The organism is Neobacillus cucumis (assembly GCF_023715505.1).
Genome location: NZ_JAMBOH010000002.1, coordinates 42,688 through 60,905, shown reverse-complemented (window position 1 = coordinate 60,905; position 18,218 = coordinate 42,688). Strand labels below are relative to the sequence as shown.

19 protein-coding genes are annotated in these 18,218 nt (G+C 36.6%); 4 read left to right on the top strand and 15 right to left on the bottom strand.

Features of this window, described 5'->3' with window-relative positions; genetic code table 11:
• Positions 1-54: 54 nt before the first annotated feature.
• Complete coding sequence (locus M3226_RS03045; protein ID WP_251562476.1) at positions 55-246, bottom strand: hypothetical protein; 192 nt, start codon at positions 244-246, stop codon at positions 55-57.
• A gap of 172 nt (positions 247-418) precedes the next feature.
• Here M3226_RS03045 and M3226_RS03040 point away from each other — a divergent pair, with 172 nt between their 5' ends.
• On the top strand, positions 419-688 hold the full coding sequence (locus tag M3226_RS03040; protein ID WP_251562474.1) for a DUF2188 domain-containing protein: 270 nt from the start codon (positions 419-421) through the stop codon (positions 686-688).
• A gap of 51 nt (positions 689-739) precedes the next feature.
• Here M3226_RS03040 and M3226_RS03035 read toward each other — a convergent pair whose 3' ends face one another.
• From M3226_RS03035 to M3226_RS03020, 4 genes are all read right to left on the bottom strand, one after another.
• Positions 740-2,416: an ABC1 kinase family protein gene (locus tag M3226_RS03035; RefSeq protein WP_251562472.1), complete on the bottom strand. Its 1,677-nt coding sequence runs from the start codon at positions 2,414-2,416 to the stop codon at positions 740-742.
• Positions 2,417-2,424: 8 nt separating this feature from the next.
• Positions 2,425-2,565, bottom strand: a complete 141-nt coding sequence (locus tag M3226_RS03030) for a hypothetical protein (protein ID WP_251562469.1) — start codon at positions 2,563-2,565, stop codon at positions 2,425-2,427.
• 337 nt (positions 2,566-2,902) lie between these two features.
• Positions 2,903-4,273, bottom strand: a complete 1,371-nt coding sequence (locus M3226_RS03025; RefSeq protein ID WP_251562467.1) for an MFS transporter — start codon at positions 4,271-4,273, stop codon at positions 2,903-2,905.
• A 5-nt stretch (positions 4,274-4,278) separates the two neighbouring features.
• Positions 4,279-6,681, bottom strand: coding sequence for a hypothetical protein (locus M3226_RS03020; RefSeq protein WP_251562465.1), 2,403 nt, complete (start codon positions 6,679-6,681; stop codon positions 4,279-4,281).
• Positions 6,682-6,938: 257 nt separating this feature from the next.
• On the opposite strand from M3226_RS03020, the gene M3226_RS03015 reads away from it, so the two are divergent.
• The gene (locus tag M3226_RS03015) at positions 6,939-7,817 is read left to right on the top strand and encodes an AraC family transcriptional regulator (RefSeq protein ID WP_251562463.1); all 879 of its coding nucleotides are present in this window, start codon (positions 6,939-6,941) and stop codon (positions 7,815-7,817) included.
• A 133-nt stretch (positions 7,818-7,950) separates the two neighbouring features.
• Here M3226_RS03015 and M3226_RS03010 read toward each other — a convergent pair whose 3' ends face one another.
• Both M3226_RS03010 and M3226_RS03005 read right to left on the bottom strand, forming a co-directional pair.
• Positions 7,951-8,985 (bottom strand): electron transfer flavoprotein subunit alpha/FixB family protein, encoded by a 1,035-nt coding sequence (locus M3226_RS03010; RefSeq protein WP_251562461.1) that lies wholly within the window; start codon positions 8,983-8,985, stop codon positions 7,951-7,953.
• The gene (locus M3226_RS03005) at positions 8,986-9,810 is read right to left on the bottom strand and encodes an electron transfer flavoprotein subunit beta/FixA family protein (protein ID WP_251562459.1); all 825 of its coding nucleotides are present in this window, start codon (positions 9,808-9,810) and stop codon (positions 8,986-8,988) included.
• 365 nt (positions 9,811-10,175) lie between these two features.
• On the opposite strand from M3226_RS03005, the gene M3226_RS03000 reads away from it, so the two are divergent.
• Positions 10,176-10,328, top strand: coding sequence for a hypothetical protein (locus M3226_RS03000; protein ID WP_251562457.1), 153 nt, complete (start codon positions 10,176-10,178; stop codon positions 10,326-10,328).
• A 225-nt stretch (positions 10,329-10,553) separates the two neighbouring features.
• On the opposite strand, the gene M3226_RS02995 is transcribed toward M3226_RS03000, so the two are convergent.
• The 7 genes from M3226_RS02995 to M3226_RS02965 all read right to left on the bottom strand — a co-directional run bounded on the left by M3226_RS02995 (position 10,554) and on the right by M3226_RS02965 (position 15,598).
• The gene (locus M3226_RS02995) at positions 10,554-10,757 is read right to left on the bottom strand and encodes a hypothetical protein (protein ID WP_251562455.1); all 204 of its coding nucleotides are present in this window, start codon (positions 10,755-10,757) and stop codon (positions 10,554-10,556) included.
• A gap of 221 nt (positions 10,758-10,978) precedes the next feature.
• Positions 10,979-11,800, bottom strand: a complete 822-nt coding sequence (locus M3226_RS02990) for an STAS domain-containing protein (protein WP_251562453.1) — start codon at positions 11,798-11,800, stop codon at positions 10,979-10,981.
• Positions 11,801-11,889: 89 nt separating this feature from the next.
• On the bottom strand, positions 11,890-12,489 hold the full coding sequence (locus M3226_RS02985) for a PP2C family serine/threonine-protein phosphatase (RefSeq protein WP_251562451.1): 600 nt from the start codon (positions 12,487-12,489) through the stop codon (positions 11,890-11,892).
• Positions 12,490-12,649: 160 nt separating this feature from the next.
• Positions 12,650-13,654, bottom strand: coding sequence for a PP2C family protein-serine/threonine phosphatase (locus tag M3226_RS02980; RefSeq protein ID WP_251562449.1), 1,005 nt, complete (start codon positions 13,652-13,654; stop codon positions 12,650-12,652).
• 3 nt (positions 13,655-13,657) lie between these two features.
• Positions 13,658-14,074: an anti-sigma regulatory factor gene (locus M3226_RS02975; RefSeq protein WP_251562447.1), complete on the bottom strand. Its 417-nt coding sequence runs from the start codon at positions 14,072-14,074 to the stop codon at positions 13,658-13,660.
• Positions 14,053-14,439, bottom strand: coding sequence for an STAS domain-containing protein (locus M3226_RS02970; RefSeq protein ID WP_251562445.1), 387 nt, complete (start codon positions 14,437-14,439; stop codon positions 14,053-14,055). Before M3226_RS02970 ends, M3226_RS02975 begins: the two co-directional genes overlap by 22 nt.
• Before the next feature lie 610 nt (positions 14,440-15,049).
• The gene (locus M3226_RS02965) at positions 15,050-15,598 is read right to left on the bottom strand and encodes a DUF2179 domain-containing protein (RefSeq protein WP_251562444.1); all 549 of its coding nucleotides are present in this window, start codon (positions 15,596-15,598) and stop codon (positions 15,050-15,052) included.
• A gap of 281 nt (positions 15,599-15,879) precedes the next feature.
• Here M3226_RS02965 and M3226_RS02960 point away from each other — a divergent pair, with 281 nt between their 5' ends.
• A complete protein-coding gene (locus tag M3226_RS02960) occupies positions 15,880-17,295 on the top strand; it encodes a PQQ-dependent sugar dehydrogenase (protein ID WP_251562442.1) in 1,416 nt (471 codons plus the stop codon).
• A gap of 204 nt (positions 17,296-17,499) precedes the next feature.
• On the opposite strand, the gene M3226_RS02955 is transcribed toward M3226_RS02960, so the two are convergent.
• Positions 17,500-18,216: a hypothetical protein gene (locus M3226_RS02955; protein WP_251562441.1), complete on the bottom strand. Its 717-nt coding sequence runs from the start codon at positions 18,214-18,216 to the stop codon at positions 17,500-17,502.
• Positions 18,217-18,218: the final 2 nt, after the last annotated feature.

The window sequence follows — 18,218 nt, the reverse complement described above, 5'->3', positions numbered from 1 at the left end:
ACGCACTGTGATAATTTCACCTTGCGGTTAGTGACCAGTATAAGAAATAAGTGTTTAATGGTGTAAGAATCCTTTTCCTATGTGACTAAGGAGATATTGAATGAGGGGCTCAGTTTCATTTAATACCTTCTCTGCTTGTAATACGTCTTTTATAATCATGTTTAACGCAATTTTTGAAACTTCTAATGGTAAGATTCTCTCTTCTTCAGGTGTCAATCTGCCGTACCTATCTAAAAACATCTCCATATATATTTGTCTTTTTTGTTCATCGGAGTTAAACTTTAAAATCCAATAGATAAAATATGCTACATCATGAACTGACCTGCTTATCGCTTTTATAGAAATGATGATTAGGTTTCTTATTTCGTCAATCGGGTAAACGTAAAGTATAAGAAAAAAATAACTTGGAGGTAAACCCATGACAAATAAAAGAGATAACCAAAATGACCGTGACCAATATTTTAAAGAGCGGGCAGGGACCGATGAGGCGAGGTTTCATGTCGTTCCACATGAAGAAGAAAGCTGGGCGGTAAAGGTTGAGGGCAAAGAGGAACCTGCCTACACAAGTGATTCAAAAAGTGAGGCTATAAAAGAAGCCAAACGGATGGCAGAAGAATCTAAAACGATTGCCTATATTCATGATGATGATGGTAAAATTGAACGACAGCATAATTACATGGAATCTTAAAATGCCCCGGGAAGTGAGCCTTCCCGGGTATTTTAATGCGAAGAAGAGAAGTTAAAAGCGGCCTGTTTTAATGATGGAATAAATAATCCATAAAAACATTAAGAATGCAATTACAAAACCAACTTCAAGTGCGTGTATACTGGTTAGAATCGTGTTGGTTCCGAAAGTGGCCCCAACAATTAAGCCCAATACCACGATACTAAAGGCGAGCAGTGTTAAACTAAACGAAAATTTGTTGCTTAAGCGATCAATTTTTGTAAAAATATCATCAAGCTCATGTACACTAATTTTCACCTTTAAGTCCCCTTCGGAGGTCTTCTGAAGAACGTCCTCCAGCTGTCCGGGAATTTTCGTAAAGCTTTCAGCCATGTCCTCTGCATCTTTCAAAAGCCTTTTTCCAAATTTGACCGGATTATAGCGTTCTACCAATAGTTGTTGAGAGTAAGGCTTTGCCAGTTCAAGCAGGTTTAATGAAGGATCTATATCCGAAATAATTCCCTCTAACGTTATTAACATTTTTCCCAGCATCATAAAGTCTGTTGGAATATAAATCTGATGATTATGTGCAACCGAAAAGAGTTCGTTGATCGTCAAACCAAAATTCAATTCGCCTAAAGGAGTATGGCTGAATTTTTTTCTGATTCTGTCGATATCATCATAAAATTGTTTTTCATCAACTGATGAGGGGACATAGGTAAGCCTGTACATAGCCTTCACGATTAAATCAGTATCTTCGTTCATAAGACCGATCATCAATGTGGTCACATCATATCTTTTTCTCGAAGATAGCCTGCCTATCTGCCCTAAATCTATAAAACCAAGCTGCTTCGTTTCAGGAATGTAGTGAATGTTACCAGGATGAGGGTCTCCATGAAAGAAACCTTCCCTTAAAATTTGGGTAACAAACGATTCTACTAACCTATCAGCAATCTGTCTTTTTTCCTCTTGAGGCAGGTTAAGCTGCTGGATCTCGGTAATTTTTATTCCGTCGATCCGTTCCATAGTAAGTATTTCGGCTGTAGTGTAATCCCAATAAATTTTGGGGACTTTTATGCCGTTATCGTTTTCAAATTGAAGCTGAATTGTTTCGGTATTCCGGCCTTCCTCCATGTAATCCAATTCATTTTTGATTGATTCTGACAGCTCATCCATCAAATCTGTTATATGGTAATGTTCGGCCCAATCGTAGTGGTTTTCCATCATCTTAGCTAGGTCCTTTATTATTTCAAGGTCCGCAAAAACCGTTTCTTTAATTTTAGGCCGCTGTACCTTAACCATTACCTCCTGGCCGGTTGGCAGTACCGCTTCATGAACTTGGCCGATGGAAGCAGACCCGACCGGTGTTTCATTAAAGCGAACAAATACATCCTCTCCCGCCTGTCCGAACTCGAGCTGGATTTTATCCTTAATCTCATTAATTGATACTTGATTGACATGATCCTGAAGAAGTTCCAATTCACGAATGACTTCAACTGGCAACAAGTCACTCCTAATACTAAGGAGTTGGCCTAACTTTATAAACGTCGGACCAAGCTCCTCTAATAAATGGCGTAAACAGTATCCCATTTCCTGCGAATTTCCCTCTTTAAAATCTGCGATTAGCCGGTCTTTTATAGTAAGGGTATCGGTTAAACCGATCTCTTGAACTATGTAACCAAACCCATGTTTCATCAACAGGGAAACAATTTCCCTATATCGTTTTAAACGTCTTATTCCATTTGTTCCCATCCTGCCACCTATATCTGTTCTGTGTTTGTTTTGTTATTGATTAACATCCCTTTTTCAATCCTATTCTTCACTTGATCATCCTGTTTATCTTTTCCATATAGATTATCTGCAAGCCCGAATAAAAAGCCATAGTTAAATAATTCTTCCATTTCTAGTTTCCTCCTTAAGAATGTTTTACTATTCCATACCCTTAAATGGAGGAGGTATATCATAAAAGAAGTATTAAAATTGATAAATTTGGAAGGCTCCATCCCTCCCCTTTTATCTTCACAGAACCGATGGGGAGTGCCGTGGAGTCTTTATCTCTGATGTTTGGAAATGCCCAGTAGCCGAATAAAAACAGACAGAAATAATAAAATTCTGTCTGTTTTTTTACTATTCTCCTGTCAAAAGGTAAAGCTAGTAAAGAAAAAATGAAATTATATATGCAGATTTGTATCAAATTCTTTCCGAGAATTTGATACAAATAAGAACAGGGAACCGTCCCTATGACAACTGTTTGCGAACATTCACTTCATCCTTTTCGTATTTGGTGTAGTTCAGCATGATAATCGCTCCAACAATAAAGAAGATAGCTGGCAGCCAGGTAAAGCAAAATTTAATAGCAGCTAAAGAGGTACCCGATTGAGTTACATTTGCCACATAGCCTGCTTTTTCCATAATGATAGAAGGGATAAAACTGCCTAATCCAGATCCTAATTTGATACAGAACGAGCTGCCAATGGCCGTTAAGAATCCACTTGCACGAATACCTGTTTTCCATTCTCCATAATCCACCGTATCAGATAACATAGCAAAAGGTAATGTAACCGCAATACCAGTTCCAAGTGAAGCAACAATCCATCCAAAGATAATCATTGACGCACTACTACCAGCAAAAGCAATGATGATTTGACCAATTGCTGCAATCGCAAATCCGATGATTTGGGTATGCGTTTTCAGAAATCTTTTCACAATAAATGGGAGAATCGTGATCGATACCATTTGAAAAACGACAAGCCCGTTTAAGATTGATGCTAAGTTTTTATTACCAAGATTATATTCTGAATAATATATAACTGTTGAAGTTCTAGCTGTATTTCCTAACCAATAGAAGATAAAAGCAAGAACCAAAGTAATCCAAGGCCAATTTCCCTTCATTGCTCCCAAGCTTTGCTTAATAGGAATCGATTTGATACTTTTTGTATTGATTTCTTTCGTTCCAGCAAAAGCAAAGAGCAGTAAGGCTATGGCAATCACGGCGTAAATGCCTACGGTTACTTGAAAACCGAATTTATCGTTTCCTTTACCAAAAAACGAGACCAGAGGCAAAGTGAATGAAGCAGTAATTAAATACCCAATCATCCCACCATTACTTCTCCAAGAATTTAAACGAACACGTTCAGTAGAGCTATTTGTTAAATTCGGTAAAATCGCAGTGATAGGTGTTCCAATACCTGTATAGACGACACCAGCAAGAATATAGGTGATTAAAGCATAGGTGAACTTGGCACTAGCTGATAAATCTGGAGTTAAAAAGGCTAAAAATACCATGAGCCCAAAAGGAACGGATAGCCACAGCCAATACGGACGGTTTTTTCCCCATTTTGTTCGTGTGTGGTCAATGACTAATCCCCAAATAGGTGCATCCAAAGCATCAAAGATACGCGCAATAAGCAGAATTAATCCGGCTGAAGCGATCGAAATTCCAAAAACATCCGTATAAAAATACATAATAAAACTAGTAAGTGTACAATATAGTAAATTACCAGCCGTGTCTGTACTAGCATATGCTAATACTCGTTTTAAAGACAATTTGGAGCTTGTCTCTTCATTTATACCGATTTCTAATTTTTTCGCTGTGTTTCCCTCCATCATTCATCTCACTCCCTAGTAAGTAATACATCTTTGTTTATTTTAAATTTCCCATCTACTAATAAAACTTGTGGAATAGTTTTCCCATTTCCCGAAACAAAATGTAAATTTCTGTCATAGAAATGATATTCAGTCGGGTAAGGTGCATAACTAGTAATCAAAAGTCCTTCGTCAGTCTTTTCAATCGAGCCATTTACAACGGAAACGGTTCCATTTTCTTCATATAAGAAGGTCTTCTTCCCAAATCCATCTAAATAGGCAACTAGCTCTTCTCCCATATCCCAATCAGCGGTTTCTTCTTCTTTCGTAAATAAACGAGTAAAGATGCCTCCGTCTCTAAAGAAAGTCGACTGGCCAAAACGATTTCGTGATAAGTCAGGCCGATTAATATGAGGTCCAGCTATACTGTAGGTGGAAGCTGCTTCCCCAGCTGTTAGTTTCATATCCGTAGCTTTTGCATTAGTATCATAGCAGTAAAGAATTCCGATAGTCGCTCGATAGGCGGCTTTTAAGTATCTACTATCATGTATTTCTTCGTAAGCTTTAAGACACGCTGCAGCTGTTACTCCTCCCCAAAGGGAATGAATCATGTAAGATAAGGCTTCCCACCAGCGATCGGGGCTTTGAGCACGGAAATCATTTGAAAAGCCAATATTTGCAAGAACTAATTCCCCATATTTTTTTGCAGCATCGAAATGTTGAGTGCTTGCTAACGCACCTGTTGCAGGACCAAATCCAGCGTTATCATAGAAATGCTCAGTAACTGCAGCTTTAAAAGTTTGGCTATTCATTGCTACATTCTGCGCGATCTTAAACCATAAAGAAGTGATTTCCTCATATTTCTCCGTTAGTCCACGACTTTTAAGCTCTTCCATTAATTCATCGATGTACAAGAAAAACACGCCTAACATTCCTGCTTCTTCTTTTCCTCGGTGGTTATCATGTAAATCAGGATTCACCCGTAAAGAGAACACGTCAGCTGCCCAGGATAGATAAGTATCCGGATGGTGTAACTGTAAAATATTCTCTTCAAACTGTGAAAGAAGATAAAAGACATGAGCAATATATTCGAAATCCATGCAACGGTAAAAATCACCATATACCTTGTTTGGTTTAGCAAAATCACCGTTTTGGAACCACTTTTGACGAATATAATAGACGCAGCTTGATTCTACTTTTTGAACTTCCTTGACATTCGTATGACCTAACAAATTATTTTTTAGCACTAAACTTAATTTCCCTAGAGATTCACCCTGATTGGAAATCGGTGAGTAGCTGTACGGGATTTCACTGTTTTCCCCATTAAACAAAACATCACTAATATAATGGGAACGATTTTCAATTATTTTTTTGATTGGTTCCATCACATTGAGGATAACGCTATCATAATATTGATTATTTATTTCAATCGTGATTTTATGTTCCCCTGGTATAGTGAAGAAGAGGTGAGCATGATGTTTATTCTTTTCATGTTTAATATCCGCAAAGATACTTTCTCTTTTTCTATCAACAGCTGCATCTAAGTATTCAACATAGGCATCTGTCAAATACTGATCACCAGGTAATTCAAAAGCGAATTCATAATTTTGTTCCGCAATAGCGAGTGGTTCGAACTCAAAGATGGGATGGCCGTAATTTTTTTGACCAATCCGATAAAAATCGCTTTGATCTTTAAAAGGCTCTAAAGAGTATTCCCATTCTTTTTCGCTTAGACCTGAAAGAATGAACCCCTCTTTTTCATATAACCAATCGGCATTTTCAAACCCTTCTGGATATCCGCCGGCTAAAATTAATTGATGAAAAAGAAGTCCATCTAAAGACGGGGAAACGCTTTCGAAAAATAGATTATTATACGCACAATAAGTTCCTACTGATAACGTTTGTCCCTTCGTTTGATACATCCCTAAATGGGGTGCCTCATTACTTCTGCGAACACACGCCAACTTAGAATAGCTCTTTGAGATCGATGGAAAGACCGCAGCAGAATGATTGGTTTGTAAGTTCAAATCATTGAGACGGAACATCACATAAGAAAAAGAAGACCATATCACAAAATCTGTAATATTCAATGCGTTTGCTGTACGATTTTTTAATGTAATATTCCATACGAAACGATTCTTTGATTGTGTTAAATCATACTTCATGATGGCTTCTACTTGATCAAAAGTATACGTGACTATAGCTTGTCCATCATCTTGAAATATGGTCGGGAATATTTCTACACTACTTATTATTTTCCCATCTATTTTTAGAGAAAAATTTCCAAACAATTTATCTTTTTCATCATATCCACTTTGAGTTAGATAGGATGAATCAATCACCCAATTCATTTTATTAGTATCTTCTTTTAATACTAAATTCGTCAAATTTCCACTCGGTGAAATTTCAATTCTAAATTGTTTATTCTCCAAAAAAATTACCCCCTTTTCAAAAGTTTTCTACAAGAAAACGGTTAAATAACTGTGTAATTAATAGTATCTTAAAGGTATAATGAATTGTAAGCGTTAACCGCCTCTAAAATATATCAAATAAAAAAAGGAATGAAAATAAATTATTCTAATCAGTTTTTAAGATATTTCACACAGTTTAACATTTTTATAAAAAAATGTTTTGGTTTGGGATAAATATTTATAATGACATTTTAAGAATAAAGTTAGAGGTGATTCATATGGAAATCGTGTCAATTGCAGTGCCGCCTTTCCCAATCTTTATTGAGGGGAATATCACAAAATATGAAAAAGGCGCATCACATCCAGATAGAAGTGATTTAGAGTATTTCGATATTATTTTTGTGAAAAAAGGGAGGCTTTACTTAACAGAGGATGGGAAAGATTTTACTGTAAATAAAAATGAAATGCTTGTATTACTGCCTTTGAAACACCATTTTTCGACCCGCCCGACAGATGAAGAAACAGAATTTTATTGGCTGCATTTCTATACAAATAGTTACTATACAGAAGGAGATGAACCGAGCAAACTAAAATCAGAAATTCCAATCCCGTCTCTACACTTTCACAATCACAGCTATACCCTTCAGTTACAAAAAAAGTGTAAATTAGTAGATTATGATGAGATTTACAAAAAAATAGATCAGCTTTTATTAGCTACGACAAACGAAAATAAAGAGTTATCATTTTGGGACATACAAATCAGTTTTTTTTCTCTTATCAATCTATTGGAGTCTCAAGGAATGGCGAAGGATAGTGGTTACATTATTTCAGAAAAGGTCGCCCAATTTATAAGAGATCATTACCATAAACCAATTACAAGCTCCATGTTAGCAGATCAATTTAACATTCATGAAAATACAATCGCTAAGTATATGAAAAAATTCTATAAAGTAACGGCACTTGAGTATTTAAATACCTATCGTCTAGAGCAAGCACGAATTTTGCTGTTAAAAACAGATTATTCCATTCAATCGATCGCAGAACAGTGTGGTTTCAGTTTTGGACCCTATTTCTCAAGCGCCTTCAAAAAAACTTATTGCATTTCGCCTCTTAACTATCGGAAACAGCATATGAGGAGTGTAAAAGGAAAAGGTTGAATTAACAAGCTTTTTCCTGTTAAGTTTTGGTTGACTGTAAATAAAAAGAATCCCATTTTATTAAACTGGGATTCTTTTATTTGAATTATTGCATAGAAAGGTAAATTCCAGCCGGCACCGACTGTCAACTTTATCAACATTCGCTGGTATTGCTTACCTTTTCTCTGGATAAAGCCTTTTGAAACTGTTCAATTAAAATAGGGACGATTTCAAAGGCATCGCCGACAATTCCATAATGACAGGACTGAAAAATTGGGGCTTCTTTGTCCTTATTAATCGCAATAATTAAACCAGAATTTTTCATTCCCACTATATGTTGAATCGCACCGGAAATTCCAATCGCAAAATAGATTTTTGGCGTAACCGTCACACCGGTTTGCCCGACTTGATGAGCATGTTCAATCCAACCCGCTTCCACCACGTCCCTGCTTGCACCAACCGCTCCCCCAAGTGTTTCTGCCAATTGGTGTATTAACTGAAATCCCTCAAAGCTTCCTAGCCCTTTTCCACCTGCAACAATGATATCTGCTTCGTCGATTCTTACTTTCTTTACCGTATCCTTTACAATTTCCAAGACTTTTGTCCGAATATCTTCTTCCTTAAGGGATATTGTTTCTTCAATGATCTTGCCAGTTCTCCCAGACTCTGGTGTCAGCGCCTTCATGACTTTGGCGCGTACTGTCGCCATTTGAGGCCGGTATTTTTTACATAGAATGGTCGCCATAATATTTCCGCCAAAAGCCGGCCTGCTCGCTAATAGTAACCCTGTGTCCTCTTCAACATCCAGCTCCGTTGTATCCGCCGTTAAACCTGTCGGCATATCGGTGGCTACCGCACTTGCCAGGTCTTTTCCTGTTGAGGTGGCCCCGTAGAGGATAATTTCCGGTTTATATTTATCCGTACAATCCAGCAGCGCCTTCATGTAGGACTCGGTCCTGTAATGTTGAAAGATGGGCTGATCATATACATACACTGTATCTGCTCCGTATTCAAAAACGGTCTTCGTTAAATGTTTAACATTTTCCCCGATTAGAATACCCGCTAATTCCACTCCCCGTTTGTCCGCCAACTTTCTACCGGCACCCAATAGTTCAAGGGATACGGAAGCAATCACTCCATCCTTTTGTTCAATAAATACCCAAACACCTTTATAATCTCGGAAATCCAATTACATTTCCTCCTTTGTTTCAAACAACTCTTTCTTTTCAAGCAGGACAGAGACCAATTGGTCTACTTGTGTCATTGGGTTTCCTTCAAGGAACGTTCCCCCTGCCGGCTTTTGTGGCGCCCAAACCTTGGAGACAATGGTTGGAGATCCCTTCAAACCAAGCTGCTTCACATCAACCTCTTCCAGGTCATCAACAGACCAGATATGAGGTTTATATCTGGCAGCTTTTATCATGTTTGGAAACGGGGAATATGGCACTTCATTGATTGTTTTTTCAACCGAAAACAAACACGGCATTGTGGACCTTACGACTTCATATCCGTCCTCCAGCTTGCGATGAACAATGACATATCCTTCTTCTTGTTTAATATCAACTACTTTATTCACAGAAGTCAGCGGTGGAATATCGAGCCTTCGTGCAATTCCAGGTCCAACTTGCCCGGTATCTCCATCAATGGACATTTTTCCGCAAATGATTAAATCTACGGGGTGTTGTTTTCCTATTTTTTCAATCGCCTTTGTCACGGCATAACTCGTTGCCAATGTATCCGCTCCCGCAAACCGGCGGTCCGTGATTAAATAGCCTTCATCGGCGCCAATTTCTATACACTTTTTAATTGCGGTAACCGCTGGAGGCGGCCCCATTGTTACAACAGAAACGATTCCACCATACCTATTCTTTAGACGAACCGCCTCTTCAACAGCATGGGCATCATACGGGTTCAATATCGCTGGCGCTGTCCTGCGATCCATCGTGTTTGTTTTTGGGTTCATCTTGATAATTTTGGTGTCAGGTACTTGCTTGATACATGCTACAATATGCATTTAACCCCTCCCCATTAATTAAAAAAGAACATGGTTCCTTTACATACCGCAATATGAAACTTTCTGGCTGAATGCCTTTTTACGACCGTTTACATTTACTTTATTAAAGAAGATGTCCTTACATTCGAATTTTCTGACAAATATCTATATAAATGTTACTAATCAATCTTCAAACTGAAAAAAGCAATGGCATCATAACTAAGCTACCGGGATGGTCTTTTCCGTTTGTTCTAATATTATTGGAGGTTTCTGCGGGGTATCCAATCTGATATCCGAGATTAAAAACACCATATTGTATGTTTCTAATCGTTTTAACAGATAATACGACTGTTAGAATCTAATTCCAACCAAAAGAGGTGAATAAAATGAATACAAAGGATGATTTTTTAGAGGGAGCCAAAGTGACCCAAGATAATCAAATATATGGAACACCAAATAGTAAGAGTAAGAGTAAGAATGGAACAGGCGATTCACCAAATGATAACGTTGGCAAGAATAAATCAGAACATAACCGTTGAACTAACAGCCAAGATATTCTTGGCTGTTTAGTAATACTTAGTTGTCAATATGAACTGCGGCCGAATTGTATGCAGATATCGTCGAAGCTATTCGTCATTTCCGTCAAAAGCATCTATCTCAAAAAGCCGCTTTGATGACAAAAAAACGCGACCCTATAATAAATGTCAAAGGTTGCGTCCATTGCCTGTGTGAATAAGTTCTTAAAGATTTTCAATTAATAAATACTATTGCTCTGATACTGCACCGTCGTCTTTATTACTTTGATACCCTTCATTTTCTTGATTGTCTTGATTACTTTGATTACCTTGCTCTTTAGAAAGCATATAAAGTTTGTAAATAATAAATAACCCAAATAGACCAGGCATCGAAATACCAAACAATATAAACCAGCTCGTGTTAATAATGTGTAAATAGATCCAATTGGACAATTTACCTCCCACCTAATCCTCTTTTCCATAGTGTGTCCAAATAACAAAAAAGCACCCATAATCATGAGCGCCTCTTTTCATTATGAAGTGCCGCAAGTTATAGCAGCCAATATCAGGAGGATAAAGAATCCCTCCCACTTCGGTCTTGGGGTTGCGGTCTTGTAATCCAAACCGGTAAAAAAAGTTCTAATTTAACGCTAACCGTTAGAAATATGTATATATTAACCAATATAATTATTTAATGTTTGCTGTAAGGTTGCTTTTGTTTCAGTATATCTAGAAAGATCAATTCCTAAATGAACCATTTTTCTAACAAGTTCTGGGCGTAATCCGGTTATAACTGATTTAGCCCCCATCAACGTGATACCAATCAACACTTTTTGAAAATGAGCAATGGTTACTTCGTCCATATCTGATATTCCTGATAAGTCGATAATTAATGTTAGAAGCCGCAACTTTGATATATCTGTTAATACTTTTTCTTCAATAATTTCCATTCGATAAGAATCAAACGTACCAATCAAAGGCAATACCGCTACCGTTTGGCTAACTGGTATGATCGGTACAGAAAGATGTTCGACTAACTTCCTTTGGGCAAGGATTAATTCATCTTTATAATGTGAATAACTAATGAAAAACGAGTTTAGAAACTCATCAATTCCATCATTAACCCTCTCTTCCAATTCGAAAAAATTGTCAACAAAATTAATATTCTCATTTAACCGATCATAAAGCCTGATAAAATACCATAATGAACGTCTTATTGCATGTACCCATTCTAATTTGAACGCAAGGGTTAGCGAATGTTTCGCCCATGCAATTCCTTCTTCATTAGCAAAAGCAATGAGGTCATCTTTTCTATTTTCCACAACATAAAAAACTAGCTTTTGAGCATTTTTCAATAAATCAATATTACCTTCTTTTAAAATACCCTCAATATTTGAGGCAACATTGACAGCCTCGGATAATAGTTTCTCCTGAAATTCATCCTTATGATTGTTGATATATTCCGAAATATTTTTACTATCATAGAACTTTTCCAATTTTGCTCCTCCTAAGGTAAGTCTCTTTTACACTTTACAGAGGTATCTATGTGTTAATACCCGTTATTAAAATAAAAAAACATATTTTATTAAAAAAGTTGACCTACGATATAAGTCAGGTCGTCTTTTCCTGTCTTCGTATAGACCTCCAAATGGTTCGAGAGTTCTTCAATCGAACAGGAGGAACTTACTAATGACTTAATACTGGGAATCGCAATACCGTCCGTATGAAGAATAAATTTTGCCCCCTTTTCATAAGAAAAGGTTTCGCATCGGTATTTTTGAGGTTTTCCTGATAAATATCCTAGGACAGGTAGTGGATAGATAAACCGACCAGAGGGGCAAGAAAGAACAAATTGAATGTTTCCCACCGAACTATAGGTGAATGTCTTTTGTAAAAAATGTACCTTTAAAATTGAAATGGTTGCACCCCTTTTATTCTTGAGGACCTGATTGCAATTATCGATTAATACCTCTACCTCTTTATCATGGTTATTTTTCACCTCTTGACGAATAGCGTTTGATGAATGATAGGCATGCTCCCCGCTCCCTAAACCGTCGGCAACCGCACAAATAAAGTAGTCGTCATTTACTTTCATATAAAAGCTATCCCCGTTAAATATATTACCTTCTTTTGGAACCTGATAGGCTATTGCCTGAATATGTTGGTTAAAGTCTAGTTCAAGCATTTTTTTACCCTGCATCTTCACCAAGTGCCTTTCATATATTTTTGATTTTTTTTTAATTTATCTCCAAATACCAAATATCCCTATATAATCCAAGTTGTTTGTTAAAACAAAACAAGAACCTTGGCATACGTTTAATAAAAACTACCCCAATTAAAAAGTTTTAAACTCTTTTTATAATGATTAGCGTAAAATCATCCCTTAACTCAAAATTCTGAAGTCTCTCGATATGACGATAAATGTTTTCCACCATTTCTTGTGCGGATAAATGCATAAAGGTTTGAATTAAATCGGTAATTAACGAACGTTCGATAAATCCATTTTCCGTCCTTGATTCAGTCACACCGTCAGATAGCAACACGATCATATCTCCGGGTTTAACCATTTTTTCATATTGCTCATATGTAATATTCTGTTCTACACCTAACACTATGCCTCTTGTTTCTAGGTCCTCAAAGGAGTGAGAAGAGGCGTGATAATAGAACCCTTGTTCATGCCCCGCAGCAGCATATGTAAATGAATGCTTAATGACATCATATATTCCGTAAAACATAGTAATAAACATACTTGAATCAACATTATTTTCTACGACTCTATTTAGATTTGTTAATACATCTTTAGGATTATTTCTGGACTTTGGTAAACTATCCATTGCATATTTAATCATAGACATACAAAGTGCAGCAGGTATTCCTTTGCCTATTACATCGGCAATAGCAATACTAATATTTTTTTCATCCTCTACAAAGCTGTAAAAGTCTCCATTCATTTCCTTTGCCGGTATACTTATGGCACCAATATCTACTCCCTCTAGCTTCGGAATTGGTGTTTCCAATAAGTTTTCTTGTATGCTGGCGGCAATTTCAATTTCCGATTTAATTTCAAATTGCTTGTCCCGCAAGCTTAGATGTTCTTGATAAGCTAAGCCATAGTTCATCATAAATTCAATGAGAAAATCAAACGAAGCTAAAATTTCATCACTAATATCTGGAAATAGATCCTTTAAGACTTTACAATGAATACTAATAATTTCTTCAGGAGGTATTTGCTGTTCAATGGATTTCCTGCTAAACATTTGTCCTTGATACAGTGCTGTTTCGGAAGATTCTTCTAAATATCTACGAAGTATTTCCCGATAACTTGATTCTAAAATCAGTTTAAAATCCATCTTCTAACCAAACTTCCTTTCTCGAAGCCATTTTACTACCCGAATGGTTGTCCCCTCCCCGATAGAAGAGGTCAGATCGAATTCATCCATTAAACGTCTCACTCCTGGTAATCCTGCCCCTAATCCACTAGATGTTGAAAACCCATCCTCCATTGCTCTCCTAATATCCGGAATTCCTGGGCCATGATCAACAGCAGTTACTTTTAAACCTTTTTTTTCAAAATTATTGACAGGCTCGAAATGAATCTCTCCCTTACCTGCATATAAATAGATATTACGTGCCAACTCAGAAATGGCTGTGGTGATTCTTGCCTGGTCAACTGTTCCAAATCCTAGCTCTTTGGCAATGTTTCTTCCTAGTTGCCTAGCTGCAACGATATCCCATTCTGATAATATTTTTACAGAGGATTCGTTTTCCATGCTTTAATCCCCCAACTCCCTTGTAATATTTCTAAGCCCTTTTCTAGATCTAATGCTGTATGGACATCTTGGAGGTGGATTCCGAGTTCAACTAGTGTAATCGCTACAGCTGGTTGAATGCCAGTTAAAACAACTTTTACACCCATCAATTTGGCCATACTAATAACATCACCTAGCACCTTAGCAATAAATGAATCAATCATATCTACAGACGTTAAATCAATTACAACACCGCTGGCACCGGTTTCATGTATTCTTTGAAGCAATGATTCTTGAAATTCTATTGCCGTTTTATCATCCAGCTCCCACTGAATGGAAACAAACAGACAATCATATAATTTTAGAATTGGTATTCTTGTATTCATTGTATTCCTCCATTGATACAATCTTTCGATTTTTCATTTCTAATACGGTTTTTAGTATTATACCAATAACACAAATACGAAGAAAAGCGGTGGCTCTAGGAAGCGTTAGTTTTAGAAAAAATAATAATAGTTATGCGTTTATTCTATTAAATTACACCATAATATACGATTATTATATAGGCTATTTACATCAATTTAAATCTATTAACCGCCTTATACTTCAATAGCCTAAAAGGATAGAGAAACTATTTAGAATGACAAAGGCAATGTTTTAACGTTACTAAATGTAACCAAAAAAAAGGACTATCAGTAAGATAGTCAAAGTTAGTAGCAACTAAGGATATGGGGGGAAAGTAGCTAATTATTATATACCCGTAGATTGTAAAGTTAAACAATAAAGTGGTCATTACTCTTTGTCTTTAAAAAGTTTCAAATAACGGAGTCGTTTAACATTGAATTTCTTTGTCAGGACTGCGTGGAATAGGACCAGCAGGCATGGTGTGCAGGTCTCAAGTGGTTTTGAAATCCTCCTTTTTGTATTTGTGGAAAGCTTCCGTATTATCCTATAGCACGCAGCTTTATTGTATTTCAATGAATAACCCGCTTTCTCTTACATTTGTTTAACAGTGTTACCTTTTTTCAACTGCTTTTTCATCGCTTTAATTAGATAACCGCCTTTAAACTTACGCGGTTCATAAGAGATGATGAATGCTTTTGGCTCGTATTGTTCTATTAATTCCATCACTTCATTTTCGCGGTTTCGTTTTGTTAGTATTTCTAATTGAAATCTCTTACTATCTCGACCCATCCCTTCAAATACGGTAACCCCTAATCCTTTATTTCTTAATAAAGTAAGAAGTTCTTCATTCATTTCCATTAAATTTACAACTAAACAAGTGTAACCAATGGCTAGCTTATTTTCTATACGTGTACCAATATATAATCCTACTCCAAAACCTACAGCATATACTACCATTTCAGCAATGCTTTGGTGACCTGAAAAAACTAAGGAAAGACCGAATACATAAATTAGGGCCTCCAGTATTCCGAATGAAGAAGCAGCAACACTCATATTCTTCACTAAAAAAATAGTTCGAAGTGTCAAGATAGGGACATATAGTAATTGAAGAGCAAAAATTAAAATAATATTTATTAGCATAAGTAACTCCTCTCAGTTGATTTATGTTTTATGTAATCATTTTTCATGATTAGCCTATTTATTTTATCATGTAAAAAAGTAAGAGACATTATCTATTAAAAAATTCCAACTTTTTACCCTTTAAAGGGGATCAAAAGCTTTGTATCGAGAATCTTTGTACTCAGACGCTAGTAGGGAGAATGGTGCGATTCCTTATCAGATTCCCTATCCCTACTTTACTAATGAAACCATTCTAATCATATCCTTATAAAAGAAAACAATACGAAGGAGTGGAAAGTTAGGTGATAAAAGTTAAGGTTGGTTTACGGCCCATTGTTAGTAGGATAAATTTACCCACTGTTGTAAAAACAGCTATTCTTCCGGGTGACTCAATGGAAAGATTATTTATTGCAACCCAGGTAGGAGAGATTTTTTACATAGGAGACGGAGTTATAAGGACTTTTTTAGATATTCGCCCGCGAATCATAAAACTAGGTGGTCCTAGTGGTGGATATGATGAACGGGGATTGCTAGGGTTAGCGTTTCATCCTGAATTTTATTATAACGGTCTGTTTTATCTTCATTATTCAGCAGCTGGCACACAAGGTCCAGGGGCTCTTTCTGACCATTTTAGTCCTAACCCATGTGATCCCAAAACCTTAAACCAAAGGTGGATAAATAGAGAAACTCAATATGATCATATTGATACAGTAGAAGAATGGATTTTACAATCAAATGGTCAACCTCAAAAACGAAGGACATTACTTAACTTAAGAAGACCCTTTTTAAATCATAATGGTGTCAATAGCTTAAACTTTTCACCTGAAACCGGAAAACTTGTTCTAACAACCGGAGATGGTGGATCCGGCTATGATCCATTTAATTTAAGCCAGGATAATTTAGAAATTGCCGGTAAAATCATTGAAATTGACGTAGGTAAGAATACATTTATTAATAATCCACCTGTAGTCACACGTTTTAATGAACTTCCTGCAACGATTCAGGAAATGCTTACAGTCATAGCTAAAGGGGTTCGCAACATACCAGGCATTTCGTTTCAAAAGTTTTATAATCAATATATCAAGTATGTAGGAAATGTCGGACAGGATTTAGTAGAGTCGATTTTTTCATTCGTTCATTATAAACCAATACCGGTTACTCAACTTGTTCAAGCGTCTTTAAGAAACACTGAACAAGACAAAGAAGGATTTATTAACTTTGGCTGGCGGGGGTGGGAAGGTGATTTTCCTACCTCGATTATAAGGGGCTGTTCCGCAAATCCGACTCTGGATGAGAAAACAATGGCTTATTACAATGAAGCTGTAAACACTTCTGTGAGGCGTCTGAAGCCTCTAACTAGTTATTTTCATAAAGATCCCCGCCCCGATAAGTTTGGAGGAACGGCACTTACAGGAGTGCAAGCCTTTATGGGGAATGGAATCCCCGATTTAACGGGAAGTGTTGTGTTTACCGATCTTGCCCGTGTTGAAGAATCTCGACCTCCGGTTAGAGGGGTTTTAGCTTATACCAGGGTTAGACCAGATGGTAAACTAAATAATTTTAGTGTGATTGAAACCGATTATAATTTTGGTGCTCAATCAGCTTATTATGTTAATTTGGGAACGAATCAGGATCAAACTAGACTATATTTAGGGGTTTACGGCTCTATGAAAGTGACAGATTTTAACCAAGGTACTGTTTTTGAAATTGTTCCATGATTGATATATTTGACTTAATACCGATAAAACTCTTTCTTGGATGTTCCTGAATCGAAATATAAAACAAACAGCCGCATACCTTGATTTCATCCTAACTATTTGTACTTCTCTTACACTAATAAAATTACATGAGAGGTCTACGAAATTAGGAACAAAAGGAATAACGAAAAAAAGTAGCAGAACATTACTCCGCTACTTCATATATTAAAAATCAATATCTATAACTTCTTCAATAGACCCTGTAACTTGATCACTTTTAAGTAATTGCCCTTCTTTCAAATCGTTCACTTCTTTAGTGTTTTCGATTGCAGCCTTTGTGTTATTTGAATTAGCGGGATCAACAGGACGAGAAGTAAGTTCATTTTTAAGTAGGTTAATCTCACTTAATAGCTCGCTGCGAAAGGACCTTAACAACGTTTGGAATTGATCCTTATCCAATTTTTGTTCACCGAGTTTCGTAATAAAATCCCGTATTTCGTTTGCTTGGAGGGACTCCCTCCCAATAGGTTCAGCTGCGAGACCAGAGGAAAATTCTTGTTTAAGTAAATTAATCTTACCTAAAAACTCTTCACGAAGTGTATCTATTAAGGTTATTGTTTCGTTTTTTTCCGATTTATCCAAATCCTGCTCAACAAGCTTCGTAATATAATCCTCCAGCTTATTTGCCTGAGCTTTTTGCTCAAGAAAAGCATACACCTTTGGAGAGATTTTCGAAGTATTTAAAGTCAACCTTACACGTTCGTTTTTACTTCCTGATTCCAAATTCATTAATCTGAACACATCCGTTTGTAGATTAGAAGCAGTTAAAAAAAAGTTTGATAGAGCGTAAAATGGCGCAAACATTTGTGAACCCAGATCTGTATACATATTGTTTAAACCAAAAGCGGACTTATCACCAAGAAGATGGTCTTTGTTGCTCATAC

Excerpts from the sequence above, each read along its gene's own strand:
- M3226_RS03040 (WP_251562474.1), top strand. The coding sequence starts at position 419 with ATGACAAATAAAAGAGATAACCAAAATGACCGTGACCAATATTTTAAA.
- M3226_RS02970 (WP_251562445.1), bottom strand. The coding sequence starts at position 14,439 with ATGAATACAAGAATACCAATTCTAAAATTATATGATTGTCTGTTTGTT.
- M3226_RS03025 (WP_251562467.1), bottom strand. The coding sequence starts at position 4,273 with ATGATGGAGGGAAACACAGCGAAAAAATTAGAAATCGGTATAAATGAA.
- M3226_RS02985 (WP_251562451.1), bottom strand. The coding sequence starts at position 12,489 with ATGCTTGAACTAGACTTTAACCAACATATTCAGGCAATAGCCTATCAG.
- M3226_RS03035 (WP_251562472.1), bottom strand. The coding sequence starts at position 2,416 with ATGGGAACAAATGGAATAAGACGTTTAAAACGATATAGGGAAATTGTT.
- M3226_RS03000 (WP_251562457.1), top strand. The coding sequence starts at position 10,176 with ATGAATACAAAGGATGATTTTTTAGAGGGAGCCAAAGTGACCCAAGAT.
- M3226_RS03030 (WP_251562469.1), bottom strand. The coding sequence starts at position 2,565 with ATGGAAGAATTATTTAACTATGGCTTTTTATTCGGGCTTGCAGATAAT.
- M3226_RS02975 (WP_251562447.1), bottom strand. The coding sequence starts at position 14,074 with ATGGAAAACGAATCCTCTGTAAAAATATTATCAGAATGGGATATCGTT.
- M3226_RS02980 (WP_251562449.1), bottom strand. The coding sequence starts at position 13,654 with ATGGATTTTAAACTGATTTTAGAATCAAGTTATCGGGAAATACTTCGT.
- M3226_RS02965 (WP_251562444.1), bottom strand. The coding sequence starts at position 15,598 with ATGCTAATAAATATTATTTTAATTTTTGCTCTTCAATTACTATATGTC.
- M3226_RS02955 (WP_251562441.1), bottom strand. The coding sequence starts at position 18,216 with ATGAGCAACAAAGACCATCTTCTTGGTGATAAGTCCGCTTTTGGTTTA.
- M3226_RS03005 (WP_251562459.1), bottom strand. The coding sequence starts at position 9,810 with ATGCATATTGTAGCATGTATCAAGCAAGTACCTGACACCAAAATTATC.
- M3226_RS03045 (WP_251562476.1), bottom strand. The coding sequence starts at position 246 with ATGGAGATGTTTTTAGATAGGTACGGCAGATTGACACCTGAAGAAGAG.
- M3226_RS03015 (WP_251562463.1), top strand. The coding sequence starts at position 6,939 with ATGGAAATCGTGTCAATTGCAGTGCCGCCTTTCCCAATCTTTATTGAG.